The sequence below is a fragment of the Butyricimonas sp. genome, assembly GCF_019423355.1.
Lineage (GTDB): Bacteria > Bacteroidota > Bacteroidia > Bacteroidales > Marinifilaceae > Butyricimonas > Butyricimonas faecihominis.
Genome location: NZ_JAHZBP010000003.1, coordinates 128,453 through 148,403 on the forward strand (window position 1 = coordinate 128,453; position 19,951 = coordinate 148,403).

13 protein-coding genes are annotated in these 19,951 nt (G+C 42.3%); 12 read left to right on the forward strand and 1 reads right to left on the reverse strand.

The annotated features are described in order from the left end of the window. Positions 1 to 72 precede the first annotated feature (72 nt). Genes QVC79_RS05550 through QVC79_RS05580 form a run of 7 tightly spaced genes read left to right on the forward strand, consistent with a single transcriptional unit; the run spans position 73 to position 10,551 of the window. Positions 73 to 3,582 carry a SusC/RagA family TonB-linked outer membrane protein gene (locus tag QVC79_RS05550; protein WP_270594368.1) on the forward strand — a complete coding sequence of 1,170 codons (3,510 nt, stop codon included), beginning with the start codon at positions 73 to 75 and terminating at the stop codon, positions 3,580 to 3,582. A gap of 3 nt (positions 3,583 to 3,585) precedes the next feature. Then, a complete protein-coding gene (locus QVC79_RS05555; protein ID WP_270594366.1) occupies positions 3,586 to 5,142 on the forward strand; it encodes a RagB/SusD family nutrient uptake outer membrane protein in 1,557 nt (518 codons plus the stop codon). A 14-nt stretch (positions 5,143 to 5,156) separates the two neighbouring features. Beyond that, the gene (locus QVC79_RS05560; RefSeq protein ID WP_270594365.1) at positions 5,157 to 5,798 is read left to right on the forward strand and encodes a fasciclin domain-containing protein; all 642 of its coding nucleotides are present in this window, start codon (positions 5,157 to 5,159) and stop codon (positions 5,796 to 5,798) included. Between the two features lie 10 nt (positions 5,799 to 5,808). Then, entirely contained in the window at positions 5,809 to 6,243 is a 435-nt protein-coding gene (locus QVC79_RS05565; protein ID WP_270594363.1) for a hypothetical protein, read from the forward strand. Between the two features lie 2 nt (positions 6,244 to 6,245). Further along, positions 6,246 to 7,547, forward strand: coding sequence for a thioredoxin family protein (locus QVC79_RS05570; RefSeq protein ID WP_270594362.1), 1,302 nt, complete (start codon positions 6,246 to 6,248; stop codon positions 7,545 to 7,547). Positions 7,548 to 7,552: 5 nt separating this feature from the next. Then, on the forward strand, positions 7,553 to 10,360 hold the full coding sequence (locus tag QVC79_RS05575) for a M16 family metallopeptidase (protein ID WP_270594361.1): 2,808 nt from the start codon (positions 7,553 to 7,555) through the stop codon (positions 10,358 to 10,360). 20 nt (positions 10,361 to 10,380) lie between these two features. After that, positions 10,381 to 10,551 carry a hypothetical protein gene (locus QVC79_RS05580; protein ID WP_270594360.1) on the forward strand — a complete coding sequence of 57 codons (171 nt, stop codon included), beginning with the start codon at positions 10,381 to 10,383 and terminating at the stop codon, positions 10,549 to 10,551. Here QVC79_RS05580 and QVC79_RS05585 read toward each other — a convergent pair. After that, the gene (locus tag QVC79_RS05585; protein ID WP_270594359.1) at positions 10,536 to 11,864 is read right to left on the reverse strand and encodes an ATP-binding protein; all 1,329 of its coding nucleotides are present in this window, start codon (positions 11,862 to 11,864) and stop codon (positions 10,536 to 10,538) included. The two genes, QVC79_RS05580 and QVC79_RS05585, sit on opposite strands and share 16 nt — an antisense overlap. Before the next feature lie 290 nt (positions 11,865 to 12,154). Here QVC79_RS05585 and QVC79_RS05590 point away from each other — a divergent pair, with 290 nt between their 5' ends. The 5 genes from QVC79_RS05590 (at position 12,155) to QVC79_RS05610 (ending at position 19,950) form a co-directional block, all read left to right on the forward strand. Then, on the forward strand, positions 12,155 to 12,838 hold the full coding sequence (locus QVC79_RS05590; protein WP_270594357.1) for a DUF4163 domain-containing protein: 684 nt from the start codon (positions 12,155 to 12,157) through the stop codon (positions 12,836 to 12,838). Positions 12,839 to 12,941: 103 nt separating this feature from the next. Beyond that, entirely contained in the window at positions 12,942 to 13,484 is a 543-nt protein-coding gene (locus QVC79_RS05595; RefSeq protein WP_124315929.1) for an RNA polymerase sigma factor, read from the forward strand. A 122-nt stretch (positions 13,485 to 13,606) separates the two neighbouring features. Then, positions 13,607 to 14,770 carry a FecR family protein gene (locus QVC79_RS05600; protein WP_270594355.1) on the forward strand — a complete coding sequence of 388 codons (1,164 nt, stop codon included), beginning with the start codon at positions 13,607 to 13,609 and terminating at the stop codon, positions 14,768 to 14,770. A gap of 102 nt (positions 14,771 to 14,872) precedes the next feature. Beyond that, positions 14,873 to 18,412 carry a TonB-dependent receptor gene (locus QVC79_RS05605; protein ID WP_287642444.1) on the forward strand — a complete coding sequence of 1,180 codons (3,540 nt, stop codon included), beginning with the start codon at positions 14,873 to 14,875 and terminating at the stop codon, positions 18,410 to 18,412. Between the two features lie 2 nt (positions 18,413 to 18,414). After that, positions 18,415 to 19,950 (forward strand): RagB/SusD family nutrient uptake outer membrane protein, encoded by a 1,536-nt coding sequence (locus tag QVC79_RS05610; RefSeq protein WP_270594352.1) that lies wholly within the window; start codon positions 18,415 to 18,417, stop codon positions 19,948 to 19,950. Position 19,951 lies beyond the last annotated feature (1 nt).

The following is a 19,951-nucleotide window of genomic DNA, read 5'->3' on the forward strand; positions in this document are numbered from 1 at the left end:
GTTTGAATTCATTCGGGTAAACAAATGCGACAATGTTTACCCAAGTAGTTTTTTAATTCAAAAATCAAATGTATGAAAAAAAACCAAAGTTTTTACTATTTCTATGGTAAAAAGAATTTATTGAAAATCATGAGGTTATTATTTATTTTGATGACAATGACCAGCATGACGATTTCTGCCAATGGCTTCTCGCAAGAACAGCGGGTGACGTTGGACGTGAAGAATGTTGGTGCGATGGAACTATTTAAACAGATTCAGAAGGAGACGAATTTGTTCTTCGTGTATAATGATGCGGATTTGATCTCGTTCAATAATATATCCGTCTCGGCCAAGGATGAGGCCGTGGATGTTTTGTTGAACCGGGTTTTCACGGGGTTGGATTTTTTGTTCGAGGGAAACGTGATTATCGTGAAACCAACACAAGTCAAGGACGAGAAAAAGGAAGTGAAGAAATTCACGATTAAGGGAAAGGTGGTTGACGAGAAGAAACAACCTCTTCCGGGAGTGACCGTTCGTTTGGATAGTACCACGGTGGGATGTGCCACGGATGCCCAAGGGGTGTTTACTTTGACCTTACCCGTGGAAACGGGACGGTTGATTTTCTCTTTTGTGGGGTTTAAACAAGAGATCAAGAATTTCAAGGCGGGAGAGGAGTTGCTCGTGGTGTTGAAAGAGGAGGTTTCCGACTTGGACGAGGTGACGGTGATTGCTTATGGGGAAAGGAATAAAAAAGAATTGATCAGTTCAATTTCTTCCGTGAAGTCAAAAGATTTGGAAGAAGTTCCTTCTGCCAGTTTAGAAAATTTGCTACAAGGACATATGGCGGGAGTGGAAGTGAGTAACGTTTCAGGAGCTCCCGGAGGTGGGGGTACTCGTGTTGCTATTCGTGGTTACAACACGTTAATGCAAGAGGGAGTAAACGATGGAACTCCTTTGTACGTGGTAGATGGTGTTCCAATCCAATCGTTTACTTCTCCATTGACCGGAACGAATACCTTGGCGGAGATTGATCCGATGACGATTGAGTCTGTGGAAGTCTTGAAAGATGCCGCTTCTGCGGCGATATACGGATCGAGGGCTTCCAACGGGGTTATTTTGATCACGACAAAACGCGGTCGGGAAGGAACAGCTGTTTTCCAAGCAAATGCGTCCTACTCGTGGTCTTGCTTGCCGGAAACTCCGGTACAAATACAAGGTAATGGGGAACGTCAGTGGTGGTTGTATGCAGCTAGACACGTGAGATGGGGATATTCGAATAATATGACTCAGCAGGTCTACATGCCATCATCGTATAATGAGGCTATGGGAAAGGCCGGGGCCGTTTACGATTATTTTTGGAGAAACGGGGCTTCTTCTCTTCTTAATAAAGTGCCTTTGGAACGTCAGTTACAGGATAGTTTGAATCCTTTTTATAATAATTCCACGAATTGGTGGAAATATACTTTTCGTACCGGTAAGATATTGAATGCAAATCTTCAGGCATCCGGTGGAACAGCGAAGGTAAAATATATGGTTGGAATCGGTTGGTATAACGAACGGGGAATTATGGTCGGTTCGGATTTTTCACGAGCAAATTTAATTTCAAATTTAAATTTGACTCCCCGTAAAAATTTATCTTTGGATATGCGTTTATCGCTTTCTTATACTGACATGAGTTCTGCGGGAAGCGGTTTATCTGACAATAAGAATATATCATACATGACGGTCAAACCTACGAGTCAGTCCACGTTGATTCCAAGTTCCGGGACTGTGTATGATAAAATATTTGAAGGGCTTAACACGGTTTCTGAAAAGAAATATAACTTTAATATCCGATCAAATATTCGTTTGGCTTATAAAATTATCGAAGGCTTGGATGTTTCTGGTTCTTTGGGAATTGATTATAGTCAGGCAAACGGGAATAATTTTCGTCCGAGTACACTAGATTCAAGGTATGGTTTAAGTTTGTCGACGGGGAGCGTTATCGGGAGTATGTTACTGCAAACGGAGGAATTGTTGCATTATAATTTTAGTATAAAAGAACGGCATAATTTTGATTGGTTATTTGGTTTTTCGTATACACGGGAGGCAAAGAATAGTCTGTCCGGAAGCGGGAAAGGATCTCCTAGTAATTACATCCATTACGTGATAAATGGGATGCCAACGACGAAAGAATTGGATGGAACTGTTCAGGCGATGCAGAATTTCCTATCCGGTTTTGAAGAAAAGATTATGGTGAGTTATTTTGGGCGTGTGGCATATAATTTCGATAGAAAATATTTGATGGAATTTACTTTACGTCGGGACGGATCTTCCGTTTTTGGTAAGAATGTCCGGTGGGCAACTTTCCCATCAATTGCTTTAGGATGGAATTTTTCCGACGAGAGTTTTATGAGAAATTTCTGGTGGTTAAGTCACGGAAAAATTCGTGGTTCTTGGGGTAAATCAGGACAAGTCTTTAGTAACCCGTATTTGGCACAAGGGGTGCTCGATCTGGGATCTACTTTTTTGGGTGTTAGCGGGATGGTGCCCACGCAAATGCAGAATCAAGATTTGACGTGGGAGAAATCAGATCAATATGATTTGGGGTTAGATGTAGATTTGTTCGATTATCGGGTGAAAATGAAATTGGATTATTATTATAAATACACGAGATCGATATTATGGCAAACCAAGTTACCGGGTACGGTTTATTTCCATACAACCATGTGGGATAATGCATTCGAGGTGTCCAATCAGGGAATCGAGTTAGAAACCCAATTCGATATTTTGCGAGATACGGAGGTGAAATGGCGTGCTCGTTTCAATGTTTCTCGAAATTGGAATGTTTTGGAAAAGACTTATACCGGGGTGGATATTTCCGATAAATATGTAATTGGAAAATCGACATACCAATTGCGTGCTTATAAAAATTTAGGTATTGCACAGAGTGAGAACGATGTTCCGAAGTATTGGGATCAACAGGGAAATTCTAAGTATTTGGGAAACGGCGGAAAGGTTAATCCAACTCGTGCGGGGATGAATGTCATTGCAGACTTAAACGGGGATGGCGTGATCACGGACAAGGATTTGTATTTTGCCGGTTCTACCTTGCCGCTTGCCTACGGGGGTATTGCCAGTGAGGTAAAGTGGAAAGGTTTTGATCTGAACGTTTTGTTTAATTATTCTTTGGGACGTAAGATGATTAATGTATTCCGGAAAAGTACGTTGAATTTTAATTCAACGAATTTAGGAGCCGTGTTTGAAGATTATCGTAACATGAGTTTTTGGGAAAAAGAGGGAGATAATGCGGATTATCCGACGATTGATGCTATTTATTCATATAATTACGGGCAATTTGATGGTCAAATCGATTCAAATATCGAGACTGTTAATTTTATCCGCTTGAAGCAATTAACTTTAGGGTATAACTTGCCGAGCGAGTGGGCAAAGAAATGTTACTTGGCAAGTGTTCGCGTATTTTTCACGGGTGAAAATCTGTTTCTGTTGACTAATTATTCAGGATTAGACCCGGAGAACGTCGATCTATTGCAAGGATATGACCGTATGGAGACTTATCCCTCCGCTAGAAAATTCACCTTGGGATTAACGATTAAATTTTAGTCAATGAAAAAGTTTCTCTATATAATATTGATCGGACTATTTTCTTCATGTAATAGTCTGTTGGACGTGGAGCCGGAAATAATGGTTTCTTTCGATAATTTTTACAAGACAGAACAAGATCTGGAGGTTACTTTGTATCAATTACAGGATTTTGTACATGATCGATTGTTTGATATTCAAACTCAGGAAGCGGCGGGAATGCATGATGATTACACGGGTAATTCCTTGGCAGAATGGTACTGGACTCCGACGGTAATTATCGGGACACAGGGAACAAATTGGTCGGAATCTTATTGGATCGTGTACATGGCAAATGTACTTTTAGAGAATATGGGGACGGCGGCCGCAAAGGTGAGTCCCGAACGACTTCAATATTATGAGGCTCAGGCTTGTTTTGCAAAAGGATTAGCTTATTTTATTATCGGTCAGAAATGGGGAGCGGTACCTATTACTCGGAATAGTACGTCATCGGAGGTTTATGGGAATAAACCCATCCTAGAGGTTATAGATACTGCGATTGCAAATGCCACGAAGGCTTTTAATCATTTACCGGTACAATCCGAGTTGCAGGATCGTCTGGGGGCAAAAATCACGTCAAAACAATTTGGAAGTAAAGGTTCTGCGGCGGCTTTGTTGGCTCATGCTTACGCTTGGAAAGGGAGTTTGATTGATTTACTCGGTTTGGAAGGAAATTCGAAAGATTGTTATAGTAAATCGATTGAATACGCTACTTTCATCATTGATGGAGAGGCGGGAGCTTATAGTTTTGCCGGGAGTCCGAAAGCATTATGCGAACTTTTTTCGGATATTGATAAGGAAAATCCCGAAACTATTTTTGAACTTACGATGGATATGCAAGTTGATATAATAACAGCTCCTTACATATTGGGAGCAAGGTATATAGGTTATCCTTACCATCCGGACGTGTCGACTGCAGCTAGTCACAAATGGAGCGGGAAAAGTTTGATAAGTTATGAAACTATCGAAAAATTGTATGAGGAACAGGATTTACGCCCGGAAGAATATTTCTATAAATATGAGACTTACCGGGTTGCGGATTCAGTAAAAACGACCGGTGGATATGCCTACCCGAATAAGTGGCGGTCTTTCGTGTACACAACCGATCCTAATCTGCCCGGAAGGCAAAAAATGTCGGCGGTTAAGACAAATTATGCCTATTGGAGATTATCCGATATTTATTTGTTGAGAGCTGAATGTTACGTTAAAACGGGACAGGATGGTTTGGCTCAATCTGATCTGAACCGGGTGAGAAGTAATGCAAATGCTATTGCTTATCCCGGGGGGAGAGATGATAGTAGGGGGTTGCAATATGCGATATTCCACGAGCGAGAACGTGAATTTTTGATGGAAGGACATCGATTCTTTGATGTTATACGCAATGGCATGGAATATATTAACAAGGAATTGAAAGGAGCTTTCACCACGATGACCCTGACGGATGTAAAGAACGGGGCGATATTCTTGCCCATATTTGATGATGCTTTCGAGCTGAATGGCTTGTTGAGGCAAAATGTGTATTGGTCCCAGTTTATGAATTAATTAAGAGAACAAAGATGAAACAATTTATATTATTAGGAATATTGTTATCTGCATTTGTCGGTTGTACAAAATACAACCAGATAAATACCGGACTTGCTAAAGCGAAGTTCAACGGGAACATGTACGAGTATTTTCAATCAAATTCTTACGATTGGGATTCGTTACTTTTATTGATAGAATATACAGGATTGGAGGAGTATTTCACGGGAGAAAAGGAGGGGTATGAAAATATTACTTTTTTTGGTCCTACCAATCATTCCATTCGGCGAAAGATGTTTGAAAAATCGCATTGGAATTCAAACTATACAGAAAAGATATATGATTATCATAGCATGAGAGAGTTTGTCGATGGTGTCGGGGTAGAGCAATGCCGGACTTGGATTTTGCGTCATATCGTGAAAGGAAAATATAAGGTGGAGGATATTCCAAGAGGAACGAGTACGGATGCTACTTCCGGTATCACGTTCGAGTCGGCGGCTGGGTCTACATTCCGAGTGTTCTCTCTTCAAGAATCATTTGCAGGAGTACCTGAGGCAGGTGCCGTGGTTCTGTATATTGTAAGTACTACAAATATTGATGTCGCTTCCACGGATATTCAACCGGATAATGGGATCGTGCATTCTTTAGCGTATGGTTATACTTTTGGACAACTTTAATGAATGAAATATGATGAGACAGGTTATTATTATATTATTGATGATTTTGACTTTTGGGGCGTGTGATGGTGTGAAGGTCGGGTATTTACAGGTAAAGGATGCAAGTTATGCCCCACAGGATTCATTGGTTATTCGTAAGGTGCTAGGTGATGATAAGTATGATGAAAATCGATTGGCCAATAATGCACCTTGGGTAACCGGTAATATTAGTGGAGTCTTGGGTACGGAACCTTTGACTTATGAATTAGTTGAGGTTAGAGCGTTGAATGGAACCGAGGAAGGAGCTACATTATTAGCGAAAGAAATAAAGGTTCGCGGATGTGGCAAGATGGAAGTTCCCTTGAAACCGGAAGCGCCTGCGGGGCGTTATGTTGTAACACTAAGAGTAAGTAACGAGGATTATTCTGCTATGTTGTCGGATATTTTCACTTTTATAATTGAATAGGAATGACAAAGAATTATTTTATAACGATATGCTTCACCCTGTTGATGGGGTGGAGTGTATCTGCCTCTTCTCAAGGGATTAATTTTTTCAAAGGAACTTTTGACGAAGCGTTGGCAAAGGCAAAACAGGAAAATAAACTGGTGTTCGTGGATTTCTATGCCACGTGGTGTGGACCTTGCAAGCAAATGGTCGAGAAGGTGTTCACGGATGAAGAGGTGGGGAAATACATGAACGAGAAGTTTGTGTGTATGCAGATAGACGTGGAGAAGGAGGGATGGCAGAAGGAAACAGCGGGGAATTTTAACGTGACAGTATTACCTACATTGATTTTTTTCAAGGCAGATGCTAGCGTGGTTTCCCGGTTGGCTGGGGCGAGAGAGAAAGCTGATTTCTTGAATGCAGCTAAGGTGGTTTGTGGGGAACAGCTGAGTTTCGAGAAATTATACGATCGGGCAAAGTCGAAAAAGGATTTGGCTGATATGCAATTGGTTTTAAAGCAGGCCCCGGATTACGTGGGAGGATTGCAGGGGATGGAAGCTCAGAAATGGATCGTACGAATTGATAAATTATATGCCGAGTACACGAAAGCCAAGATGGGGCTGGATTTTATTAATAAAGAGGATTTTCAGATCGTGAGCAAGTTCAACAAGAAGAACGTGAAGGATGATGCCGTGATGAATTTTATCGCAAAAAATCTGGAGACATACATGAACAAGTTGGGAGAGGCTCCCGGTATTCTGTTGGTGGAGCATAATAATAATGTCATCGGGGATTTGGCGAAAGCCGGTAAAGAGGAGTATAAAAAATACCTTGAAAGAATTAACGGTGATTTGGAAGCGGCTTACGCTATCATGCCCACGGGAACCTTGACTCCTTACGAAAAATTCAAGTATTATTATGACGGAATGTATTTGTTGTCTTACAAGAAGGATGTGGCTTCATACGTGGAATTGATGAACAAGTATCTTGCTGCTTTGGGCGATCAGGTAGGTGCGAATGATTACGGGGAAATTGCTCAAAACATGTATGTCATGAGTAAAGGAAAATTGAATGACGAACAGTTGGGACAGGTAAAGGATTGGTTAGTGAAAGCCATGCAATATGAGGGAACAGGTTTGATCGACCGGATTAATTTCGTGACCATGCTGGGAGATACCTACAAGGCATTGAAACAGTTCGACAAGGCGAAGGATGCTTATAACCAAGGGTACATGGAGGCTTTGCAAATCGAGAACAAGATGCGTTCTGCACAGATTCAGTTAATCATGAAGCGGAAGTTGCAGGCGCTGGAATTAGCTAAATAAAAGGTATGAGGGGATTATTATTTTCAATTGCGATATTTCTTTTTACAGCCTTTACTCCCTTGGTGGCACAGGAAGGAATGGAGGGGTTACGTTACGGGAAGTTGGAAAACGGGTTGACTTATTACGTGAAACATTCCAAGGCAGAACCGGGACGGGTGAGTTTTTACCTGTTACAGAACGTGGGGTCTATCTTGGAGGAGGATCACGAGAACGGGTTGGCGCATTTTCTGGAACACATGGCCTTTAACGGGACGACTCATTTCCCGGGTGGCGTGATGCCCTATTTGCGTGGAAAAGGTATTTTTACTTTTAACGCCCGGACGGGAATCAATCAAACCGTGTATAATATCGAGGACGTACCCACGGCTGACGGGGGATTGGTCGATACGTGTATGTTTATCGTGAAGGACTGGTGTAACGAGATTTTACTGAAAGAGAAGGATATTGATGACGAGCGGGGCGTGATTATCGAGGAGTGGAGAAGTCATTATGACGTGGGACGACGTTTGCAAGAGGGGAGCGCTCCCGTGGTGTACAACCACACGAAGTATGCCCGGCGGAACGTGATTGGCTCGGTGGAGTTATTGAAAAGTTTCCCGTACGACGTGTTGCGTGAATTTTACCACAAATGGTATCGTCCCGATTTGCAGTGTGTGATTATCGTGGGGGATGTTGACGAGGTGGAGTACGAGAATAAAGTAAAAGAGATGTTCGGGCAGATCCCCGCACGGGTGAACCCACTGGAACGCTACGAGGTGGAGATTCCCGACCGGGCGGACTTGGATTACATGCTGATTCTGGATCCGGAGAACCGGTCGAAGATGATCTCTTTCCACCAGCGGGCACACCGGGTCGTGGGATTGGATGAACTGGGACGGAAATCCTACTCGTTCAAGGCTCGTATTTTCAACGCAATCTGGGGACAACGGTTGGCACGTATCGTGAATGACAACCGGGAGAAGTTTTTGAGTGCGTCGGCCGAGTTCGGTTCCTTTGTTCGGAATTACAATGGATTTTCTTTAGACATCGTACCTTATAAAGACAAGGATGTCGAGGCGTTTGAACAGGTGTGGACCGTGTGGGAAGAGATTCGACGGTTTGGTTTCACGGATGTGGAAGTGGAACGGGTGCAGGAGGCACTTTTCCAAGAACTGCAGAAAATGGAGAGTGCTGCAGAGAAGGAGAGTAATCCATACTACGTGAGCGTGTTCCAGTCTCATTTCCTAAGTGGTTTGCCTTTCCGGGAACAAAGCGAGGAGCTGGACGTGTTGAAAGAGGCGTTATTGGAGATCACGCCGAAAGATATGAACGCTTGGATTCATTCGTGGGCCACGGATTCGAACCGGATTATCGTGGTGTCCGGTAATGACAAGGATTACAAATATTTGACCAAGGAGCAGGCGCTTGGCGTCATGGCGAAGGTGGCCGAGAAGGACATTCAGCCGGAAACAATCGAGCGGAAGACCCCGGAAGGATTTGATCTGAAACTCCAAGGGGGAACGATTAAGAAGGTGAAAAAGTTGGATCGGTTCAAGGCGGAAGTGTGGACACTGTCCAACGGGGCTAGGGTGTTCTACAAGTACGTGGAAGAGGGGAACGGTTTCTTCTCCATGGCTTGTAGCAGTCATGGCGGGCGTTCCGTGGTGGACACCGAGGATTTACCGACGCTAGCTGCGATGCAGGCTTTGGCAATGAAGTCCGGGATATACAAGTATGACCTGAACACGTTGAAGGATCTCGTGCAGGGTAAACAGATTCGTCTCAACATGATGGTAAGTGATTACACGGAAGGTTTTGGCGGTAACACGAAAGCGGATAATGCCGAGTTGTTGTTCCAGTTGTACTACTTGATGTTCGAGGAACCCCGTTTCGATAGACCGCAGTTTGACAAATATGTGGAACGTGCTAAATACATGTACGAGAATCGTCGTCAGACCCCACAGGATTTGGTTCAGGATTCGATTCGGAAGTTGACGACTCGTATCGACGATCGTAACCGGGATTGGGGTGCGGCTTATTTCGACAAGATGAATTTCGAACGGATGAAGTCGCTTTACCGGGAACGTTTCTCGAACGCGAAAGAGTTCACGTTCTGTATCGTGGGTGATATTGACCGGGACGAGGCCGCCCGCCTGACGTGTAAATATATCGGCTCGCTGCCTTCTCGCAAGGGGAAGAAGGAGGAATATATCATTCGTAATTACGACGTGGATACCGACACGATTGCCCGTGAATTCAAGGTGGTAATGCCGGGTGACAAGGGAATGGTGAACCTGATGTTAGAGAATGACGGGAAGTTTTCCGACAAGGAGCAAATGGCCTTGACAATTTGGGGACAGATGTTACGGAATCGCTTGTTCGCTATCGTTCGGGAACAGGAGAGTGCCACGTATGGCGTTAACGTGGATGCTAATTGCATGACTTTCCCGTATCGTAAGGCTACTTTGATGGTGGGGTTCGAGACGCAACGGGACAAGGTGGAACGGATGAAGGAGATTATTTATAACGAGTTGGAGAGAAGTAAAGACGAGCTTTTCTCGGAGAGCGAATTGTCGCCTATTCTGATCTCTATCCGGCGGATGCAGGATCAACAGGGCGAGAATATCGGTGTTGATTACTGGATGAACGTGTTGAATACTTACGCCGAGAGCAAGGTGGACGCCACGAATCATAAGGCTTTCGACAAGATACTGGAAAGCATGACGGTCGAGGATGTTCGTAACGCAGCCCGGAAGTTTTTGAAAAACGTGAAAGTGAGAGACTGGGTAATAAAGTCGGAAGAGGTGAACCCGCTATCCGATTGGGAAAAATAGTGGAGAGAGTGTGATTTGAAATGCGGATTTTAACTCTTGTGAAAGTCGTACATGAAGTGCAAGAGACCGGAGGGGACCTTCCGGAAGATTACACCGGAACTCAGACCATGTATTTGGTTGAAGGTTCCGGTGTTTTGTTCCTTTGGAATGAGATGTTGAGAGAAACTACCCCGTTTTATTCGTTTACATGATAAATGTTACCAATGGCATATAATGGAATTACCTTGATGTTCTTATAAACACAGAAATTTTCTGATGAACTCCGGATGCCGTAAGGTGATTGTTTTTCTTTGAGGAACAGGTGTAGACTTTGCATGGAACCTCTTTTCCCAGACTTGATTTCGATGGGAATTATATCTTCATTTTTTTGAATGAGGTAATCTACTTCGGCATTGCTTCCCCGTTCTTCTCGTTTCCAGAAATACAAATCATCCTTGTGATAGCAAGAGGTTGATTTTTGCAATTCCAGCCCTGCATAAATTTCTGCAATGGCTCCTTTGTTTACAACTTCAAAATCATCCGAGAGAAATATCTCTGACATATCCAACCCTAATATACGCTGGAATAAACCTGTGTCAAGAGGAAGCATTTTTCTTTTCTTTGGATTGATTTCCGCTCCGATCGGTATTCCATTTGCCGCTGAATGTGTTACGGGAATAACAAGGCCGGCTTTGATTAACAGGTCAAGGGCTTCCTTTATTTGTTTGTAGTTCGCATTTGCTGCACCCGCATAGACAAATGGTTTGCCTGCATTCTGCATAACACTGTCAAAAACTTCTGTGATGCGGGACTCTGGTACTCTTTTTTTGTATTTAGAAAAATCGTCTTTGTATGATATAATCAAGTCGTCCATGATTCTAAGACAATCCAACATGGATTTTCCTTGAACATAGGAAGCGATAACTTCCGGCATCCCTCCTAGTATCAGAAATTTTTTCAACAGTAGCAAGGCTTTTTTATGAATCGGTTCTAAAAGAGCTTTTTGTGGAGTGGCTTTTTGTATTGCTCCCCACAACATTGTTTCCTTGTTGGCAATAAGGAATTCCTCGAATGAAAACGGGTACACGAATAGGGAGCGAACTCTACCCACTCCGAATGAAGGTAGTTCTTCCAATGCGAATTCCAACAATGACCCGGCGGCCACGAGGTGTAGTTCTGGATATTTTTCATAGAAATATCGCAATGAGGAAATAGCCGCTATACATGCCTGAATTTCATCAAAAAATAAGAGCGTTTTTCCCGGAATAATGGGAATATTGTAAATCAGAGAAAGGTTCTCACAGATTTCTTGTGGCGAAATCCCCTTTTCAAATAATGTACATACTTCTTTTTGCTGGTCAAAGTTTACTTCTACAAAATATTCAAAATGTTGAGCCAAATTTTTTATTGCCGATGATTTTCCTACTTGTCTTGCTCCACGGACAAGAAGTGGTTTTCGTTTACTTTCTTTGCTCCAAGCTAAGAGCTGGTCATCTATTTTACGATATAAATATTCATTTTCCATTTTGTCAAGGCATTAAATCGATATTATTTCCATTTTGTCAAGGCTAATATAGTATTAAATTTCCAAAAAATCAAGGCTGAGTGTTGTTTTAAAGATTTTCCTGATACTTCTTTGATCTTCCCTGATTTTGATTGATACTTTTAGAGGGGATAAATTAATATGGTTTATATTATCACTAACTGATTTGACAGTTGGCGTTTTTTATTTCTAAAAGTTTATTTTTTTAAGTATAGACCCGAACTTTTGTATATAGCCTCCGTATAACCCTCAGAATTGAAACAGAAAAGGAGATGATTAGGAATTATACTTTTGTAGTGGCATTGTTGGCGTTGTTTTTCACGGGATGTGAGGAGGCAATAATAAAGGTGGGGAAGGATTTTTTATCCCATAAAACGAACGAGTTTGATATTACGATTGCCTATCCGGTGTTTACCTCTCAGAAAGCCGAGGTAGAACAAGGATGTAAGGCGGTGAACGGGGAGATTTCCCGGTTGATTGACAGCTTGCAAAATGATTTAAAGGCACAATTGAACGAGTACCTGCAAAAGGCTCGGGAGATGAAGGAAGAGCCGATGATCCCGTTTGAATTGGATGTTAAGGATAGCGTGTTCATGGCGGATCGTCATTATATCAGTGTTCGTCTTGCGGTTTACACGTTGACAGGAGGGGCTAACGGGTTGACGGAATATTACGCGGTCAATTACAGCTTGAAGGACAAGAAGTTTTTGAGCCCGGAGAGTATTCTGAATTATGACAAGAGTGCGGAGATTGACAAGCAGATTCAACGGAATTTCAAGAATCCGGAGAACTGTTTCTCGGAAATTCCCACGTTGGCAAATATAACCACGATAAACTTTTCGGGAGGTGATATTTGCTTTACTTATAACCCGCTGGTTCTAGGGGCCCATTATTGTGGAGCGGCAGAAATATCCGTACCCCGTATGTTATTGAAAGGTGATTTATTGTTGAAATAGATAGGGAGAATTGTAGGGAAGACGAGGGCGATCCGAAAGGATCGCTCTTTTTTTGCATTGATATTTTTGAAAAAAGTCATATCTTGCAGGCAAAATATAAAGGGTGGATATACTGTTGCATCAATTTAACAGAGGGGACGAGCGAGCCTTTAAAAAGTTGTTTGATAGCTTTTTCGGGGCGTCATGTGCTTTTGTTAAACATTACATACCGGAACATGAGGCCGTGGAAGATGTGGTGCAAGAGACCTTTATAAATCTCTGGGAGAAACGGGGAATTTGCACGGATATGGTATATTTTAAAGCGTATCTTTATAAGTCTTTACGTAATAACGCTCTTTTTTATTTACGCCAGCATCGGGTGAATGAAGAGGTCGATCCTAGATTGGAGGACAATACGGAGTCTGTTCTGAACGTGATGATTGAAGAAGAAGTCCACCGGGAGATTATAGCTGCCATAAGTAAGTTGCCAAAGGAAAGAAGGCGTGTGGTGGAATTGAGTATGGCAGGTTTTTCTCAAGAAGAGATTGCTGAGAAAATGGCAATTTCCGTGAACACGGTGAAGACTCAAAAAAGGAAAGCGTATGCTTTTCTCCGGGAGGAGTTGAAACATTTGTTTATTATTTTCTTGGTGTTGATGAATATGTGATTCCTTGTTGATTATCATGATTTTATTCTGTCAGAATAATAAAAATCGAAAAATTTTTAGTTTTCCGGTCACCCTTGAATTCTCTTTTTGCATATTAGGTATGTAAAAGTTGATAAAATAGTATGGAAAAATATAGAGAATCAATCGAGTTGGCGGAGCGAATTACCCGGTATTTGGAAGGGAAACTTTCTGATATGGAGGAATTGGAGTTGGAAAAGGAGCTTCAAGGAATCCCCGAGGGAGAGAAATTGTTGGAACGTATTCGAGATCCTAAAGCGATTGTAGTTAAAAAAGAAATTTACGAATCTTTTGATGCGGCAAGGAGTTGGAATGAAATTCAGAAAGCAACAAGTACAAAGAATTCCAAGCAAATCTACCGTGTGTTCTGGTATGCGGCAATATTGATTTTACCGTTGGCAGTTGCAGCGTTTTTTTTGTACGTGAGTCATTTTAAGGTGGGAGAGCGTCCGAATTATATTGTGAACGCTTATTTTGAAAGTCATAAGACGATGTTAGAGTTGCCGGGGGGACAGTTGGTTGCTTTGGATACCGTAAAAAATGTTGCGGAAAAACTAAATCAATATGGTGTGCTTTTAGAGAATGGAATCGGATTGGATTACACAGGAGTTGATTCAATAACAAATTCAAAAGTTGAGTATCACCGGATTATCGTTCCTAGGGGAGGAGAATATAATCTGAAATTGGCAGATGGGACAAATGTTTGGGTTTTTGCAGAGTCGGAAATTCGATTCCCAATTCGTTTTAAAGGCAATAAACGAGAAGTATACTTGGAAGGAGAGGCTTATTTTGAGGTACACCATGATCCGGCTCATCCTTTCTACGTGAAAACGAAATCTCTTGACGTGAAGGTATTGGGAACGAGTTTTAACGTGAAGGCGTATCGGAATTCGGGGCTGGTGGAAACTTCGTTGGTTGAGGGTGTGGTGAGTGTAAAAGATAACGTGTTGCGTCCCGATATACAGGCTACGTATTATGAGCAATCGGGAGATTTCTCTTATCGTAAGATTAAGGGAGAGAATTACCGTTTGAGAAAGGAACAGATGTTCGTGTTCGAGGAAGAACGCTTGGATGACATTTTACAGGAGATGGCTCGTTGGTATGATTTCGAGGTGTTCTACCAGAATCCGGAGATGGCGGAAAAGCGATTTGGGTTTAAGCTGGAAAAGTATGAACATGTTGATTCTTTATTGAAAATATTGGAGTTGACAGGCGAGGTGAAATTTGAGATGCTTGGAAAATCGTTGACGGTGAAAAGTGGTAGTTGACCACGTATTGCTATAAATAAAAATGGGAGCCAGAGATTTTGTGGTGATTATTTCTGACAACCCATTTCATTAAATTCAATATCAATTTAATTTCTCAAAGTTATGAAAAAAAACTTTTGGACGTGGCTCCTGCACGATAAAAAAAAGGAGAAAAGTTCTATATGCATGAAAATTTGCTTGTGTATAGCGGTTTTTTTAGCTAGTGGAGCATTTCGAAGTGTGCATGCACAAACGGAAAAATTAACGCTGAAAAGGGAAAATGCCTCGATGCTGGACATCATTTTTGCTGTAGAGAAACAAAGTAAAATGACATTCGTGTATAGTATGGATGCCGTGAACAAAATTGGTAAGATCACGATTGACGTGAAGGACGTGTTGATTGATAGCGTGATGAATATTTGTTTGCGGAAGACGGATTACACGTACACTCTCGAAAAGAACGTTGTGGTTATCAAGAAGAAAGCTGCGGAAGAAGTAAAAGGTTCTACGGCTGTGACTCCGAAAAAGAGAGTGATCACGGGAGCGATCACGGATAAGCAAAAGGGAAAGCTTCCCGGGGTGTCGGTTTACGTGAAGGGAACTACTGTCGGTGTCGTGACCGACGTGAATGGCGTGTATAAATTGGAGCTTCCGGCAACAGCCAAAGCGTTGTTATTCTCTTTCGTGGGGATGAAAACGAAAGAGGTTGAATTGAAGGATCAGACGACGATCAATGTCGTGCTGGAAGAGGAAATTTCCGATTTGGATGAGGTGACCGTGGTGACTTACGGGGAACGGAAAAAAAGAGAATTGATTGGGGCTGTTTCATCCGTGAAAGCTAAGGAGCTGGAAGAGGTTCCTTCTGCCAGTCTTGAGAATTTGTTGCAAGGACACATGGCAGGTGTGGAAGTGTCGAATATTTCCGGTTCTCCCGGTGGGGGTGGAACCCGTATCAATATTCGCGGTTATAATTCCTTGTTGTCAGAATCACAGACGGATGGAACACCTTTGTACGTGATTGACGGAGTTCCCGTTCATTCATTTACTTCTCCGGTGACGGGTACGAACACGTTAGCCGAGATTGATCCTTCTACTATTGAATCCGTTGAGGTGCTGAAAGATGCGGCATCGGCAGCGTTGTATGGCTCAAGGGCAAGTAATGGAGTAATCCTAATCACCACGAAACAAGGGAAAACCGGTCGGGGTAAGTTCTCCGCGAATGTTTCTTACTCGTATTCTATTCTGCCGGAGACCCCGACACAGACGGGAGGACAGTTGGAACGAATCGCGAATCTCAATAAATTAAGGAACTATCGCACGGCTTACGGAAGCTGGCAAACAGGAATATATAAGATGCCGGAATCTTATCGTGATGCCTATCACCAGAATGGGGCGTATGATTATTTCTGGAATAGCGGGTATCCCTTAACTGAATATCAAATTGGTACAGGGAAACCTTTACAAGATAGTTTGAATCCATTTTACAACAATTCGACGAATTGGTGGAAATATTGTTTCGATGCGGGAAAGATTTTAAACGCAAATCTTCAGGCTTCCGGGGGGACGGAAACCATAAAGTATATGGTAGGGGCAGGATGGTATGACGAAACAGGAATCATGTTGGGGAGTAATTTTAAGAGAGCTAATATCCTGACAAACTTGAATGTTGTTCCCCGTGCAAATTTGAATATTGATGCCCGTTTGTACTTAGCCTACACGGATCGAAGCCGGGGAGCTGCAAATACTTCTTTTACAAATGCAAGTAAGATAGAGCGGTTGACAGTCGACCCGAAATCAAATTTATCCATTTTGCCGGGATCCGGCGAGATTGAGAAGGAGACCTTGAAACAGTTGAACGAATCTTCCGAGAAAAATATTACTTACCGGATCCGGGCAAGTCTGGCCGTTGCGTACGAGTTCGTAAAAGGATTGAAATTGTCTTCGAGTTTATCCATGGATTTCTCTGAAGGGAAACGGAACTCATTTACACCCAGTTATCTGGATGCGGCGAATAATTTGAGTGTATCAACGGGAAGCATAAGTAGTGGAACGCTATTCTCCAATGAGAATCTACTTGTTTATAATAAATCGATCCGGGATAATCATAACATGGAAATTCTGTTGGGTTTGTCTTATTTGAGAGAGGCAAAAGACCAGTTTAGCGGGAGCGGGAAGGGATCTCCAAGTGATAAGATTCATTATGTACTGAATGGATTTCCTACCACGTTCGAGGAATATGGAAGTGTTAAATCCTTACAGGCTTATCGCTCCAATTTTGAGGAAAAGATCATGTTAAGTTATTTTGGTCGTGCCGCTTATAATTATAAAAAGAAATATTTGTTCGAGTTCACGTTGAGAAGGGATGGTTCGTCCGTGTTTGGGGAGGATGTGCGTTGGGCCACGTTCCCATCGGTCGCTGTCGGTTGGGCTTTTTCCGAGGAACCGTTTTTCAAGAAATGGTGGTTGAGTTATGCTAAAATACGGGCATCATGGGGAACTTCCGGGCAGCAATTCCGAGATGCCTATCTGGCACATGGAACTTTGGAATTTGCAAATACTTTCTTGGGGAATGCAGGGGTATTACCTTCCCAGATCGTTAATAGAAATTTGACTTGGGAGGAATCAGACCAGTATGATATTGGTTTGGATGTCGATCTCTTTGATTATCGTTTGAAATTCAAGTTAGATTACTATTATAAATATTCGAAATCTCTGTTATTCAATGTTTCCTTACCGGGAGATTACTATTATCATAAAACCGCATGGCAGAACGCAATGGAGGTTTCTAATGAGGGAATCGAGTTAGAGTTGAATTATGATATATTACGTAACACGGAAGTAAAATGGCGGGGAAAATTTAATATTTCGAGGAACTGGAACCGCTTTGAAAAGTCGTACACGGATATGGATATGGTGAACGGTACTGGCCAGTTGGTTCTTGGGCGTCCTATTTACGGGTTGTATATTTACAAGGATCTGGGAATAATCGAGTCCGAGAAGGATATTCCGGCTTATTACGATCAGCAAGGGAATAAAAATCTGTTACACTCGATGAATAAGAGTTATCCCTATTCGGCGGGAACCCGGATGATTCAGGATATGAATCAGGATGGAAAAATCAATGATGAGGATCGATATTATGCGGGATCGACCTTGCCGGTTGCTTACGGGGGATGGGCAAACGAGATTATGTGGAACGGTTTCGATTTGAATGTATTGTTTACGTATTCCTTGGGGCGGAAAATTATTAATTTGTACAAGATTTCTTCCTTGCAGAATAATTTAAGAACAAGTACGATTTTTGTTGATTATGCAAACACGACATTTTGGGAGAAACCGGGCGATAAGGCAGATTATCCTATTATAACCTCTAGTACTGATGGTTATATCGGTCAGTTTGGTGGAGATGTCTCTTCCAATATTGAGAAAGTGCATTATTTGCGCTTGAAACAATTGACTCTTGGCTATAATCTCCCGAAAGAGTGGATGAAGAAAATTAATCTTGAAGGGTGTCGTTTGTTTTTTACGGCAGAGAACTTGTTTCTGTTGACAAATTATTCCGGCGTGGATCCGGAAGTGGTGGACCCCTATACCGGGTATGATAATTTCATGTATTATCCTCTTGCCCGGAAGCTAACGTTAGGATTAACTGTAAAATTTTAGCCATGAGGAAAATTATATATATACTACTTTTCCCTTTGTTATGGGGATGTGATAGCGTTTTGGACGTGGAACCGGAGAATGCCATAACATTCACGAATTTCTTTAAAACCGAGGAGGATTTTAATGCCATGATTTTTCAGTTGGAGGGTTTTTTCCGGTACAAACAATTTGAAAATGAAGTGATGGCTTTCCGGGGGTTTTTGGCCGATCAGGTGAATAGCTCCTATTATGGGGATCAACGAATGTTGAATCAAACGTCAATAATAAATTCATTTTCCAATGGTTGGAGAAATCAGTATGATTTGATTTACGTGGCGAACGTGATTCTGGATAATTTATATCGGGCAGAGGGGATTCCGCAGGATAAATTGGACTTCTATGCGGGGCAGGCCTATTTCGTGAAGGGTTTTGTTTATTTCGATTTAGCGAGGAAGTGGGGAGATGCCGTTATCACGAGAAATAGTACCAGTATGGAGGTATATAACAAAAGTTCAATGCTGGATGTGTTGGATGAAGCGATAAAAAATGCCTCGGAAGGATATAAATTGTTACCGAAGTACGAGGATATGCCTCTTCTCGGTGCGAATACTTGGGTGTCAAAGCAATATGGTTGCAAGGGAAGTTGTGCGGCTCTCTTGGCTCATTTGTATGCATGGAAAGGGAGCATGATTGATTTGTGCGGTCTGGAAGGAGATGCAAAAAAATGTTATGAAGAGTCGATAGAATGGTCTACGCTTTTGATTGAAAAGAAAGCGGGATTTTACGAGTTGGAACGCACGAGTGAAGAGGTGTGTACGAAAGCCATGAAAGGAATAGGTGCCAGTCAGGAGAATATTCTGGAGTTTGAGCTGGACCGTTTTCAGACTTACCCGATGGCGTACTTCCCGGGCAGGGTATGGATTACTTGGCCGGTAAAAGGTACGGAAACGCCGGGATCCGTGGTGACGAAAAACTTCGTGATCAAGGCCGAGACGGTTAAAAATCTTTACGAGGATACGGATGACCGGAGGGATGAATATTTCTTTAAGCTGGATTCCATGTCGCATGATACGATGTATAAAGTGAATCAAGGATATGCATACGTGTATAAATGGCGAGATGTAGTCTACAGGAATGTGTCGTGGAGTCCTACCCCTCAGGTCGCTTACATTGACGTGAATTATAGCTACTGGCGCTTGGCGGATATTTATTTGTTGAGGGCCGAATGCTACGCAAAACTGGGTGATGATCTGGCAAAAGCGGATTTGAATAAAATCCGCAATCGGGCTCACGCTACGCCTTATCCGGCTCCGGGAGAAAATGACATTCAACTGGCGATCTTTAAAGAACGGGAGAGGGAACTTCTGCTTGAAGGACATCGGTATTATGACATTATACGGAATGGACTGGAATACATACATACTTATATGGATGGTAATTACAAAACACTGGATCAGCAAGATGTAAAAGAAGGAGCTTTGTTTTTACCGATTGGGGATGAAGCATTTAATCTAAATGATTTGATACGTCAGAATATTTATTGGTCAAGATTCGAGTAAA

Coding starts and splice junctions, on each gene's coding strand:
- QVC79_RS05550 (WP_270594368.1), top strand. CDS start 73: ATGAAAAAAAACCAAAGTTTTTACTATTTCTATGGTAAAAAGAATTTA.
- QVC79_RS05570 (WP_270594362.1), top strand. CDS start 6,246: ATGACAAAGAATTATTTTATAACGATATGCTTCACCCTGTTGATGGGG.
- QVC79_RS05600 (WP_270594355.1), top strand. CDS start 13,607: ATGGAAAAATATAGAGAATCAATCGAGTTGGCGGAGCGAATTACCCGG.
- QVC79_RS05575 (WP_270594361.1), top strand. CDS start 7,553: ATGAGGGGATTATTATTTTCAATTGCGATATTTCTTTTTACAGCCTTT.
- QVC79_RS05585 (WP_270594359.1), bottom strand. CDS start 11,864: ATGGAAAATGAATATTTATATCGTAAAATAGATGACCAGCTCTTAGCT.
- QVC79_RS05605 (WP_287642444.1), top strand. CDS start 14,873: ATGAAAAAAAACTTTTGGACGTGGCTCCTGCACGATAAAAAAAAGGAG.
- QVC79_RS05610 (WP_270594352.1), top strand. CDS start 18,415: ATGAGGAAAATTATATATATACTACTTTTCCCTTTGTTATGGGGATGT.
- QVC79_RS05580 (WP_270594360.1), top strand. CDS start 10,381: ATGCGGATTTTAACTCTTGTGAAAGTCGTACATGAAGTGCAAGAGACC.
- QVC79_RS05590 (WP_270594357.1), top strand. CDS start 12,155: ATGATTAGGAATTATACTTTTGTAGTGGCATTGTTGGCGTTGTTTTTC.
- QVC79_RS05565 (WP_270594363.1), top strand. CDS start 5,809: ATGATGAGACAGGTTATTATTATATTATTGATGATTTTGACTTTTGGG.
- QVC79_RS05560 (WP_270594365.1), top strand. CDS start 5,157: ATGAAACAATTTATATTATTAGGAATATTGTTATCTGCATTTGTCGGT.
- QVC79_RS05555 (WP_270594366.1), top strand. CDS start 3,586: ATGAAAAAGTTTCTCTATATAATATTGATCGGACTATTTTCTTCATGT.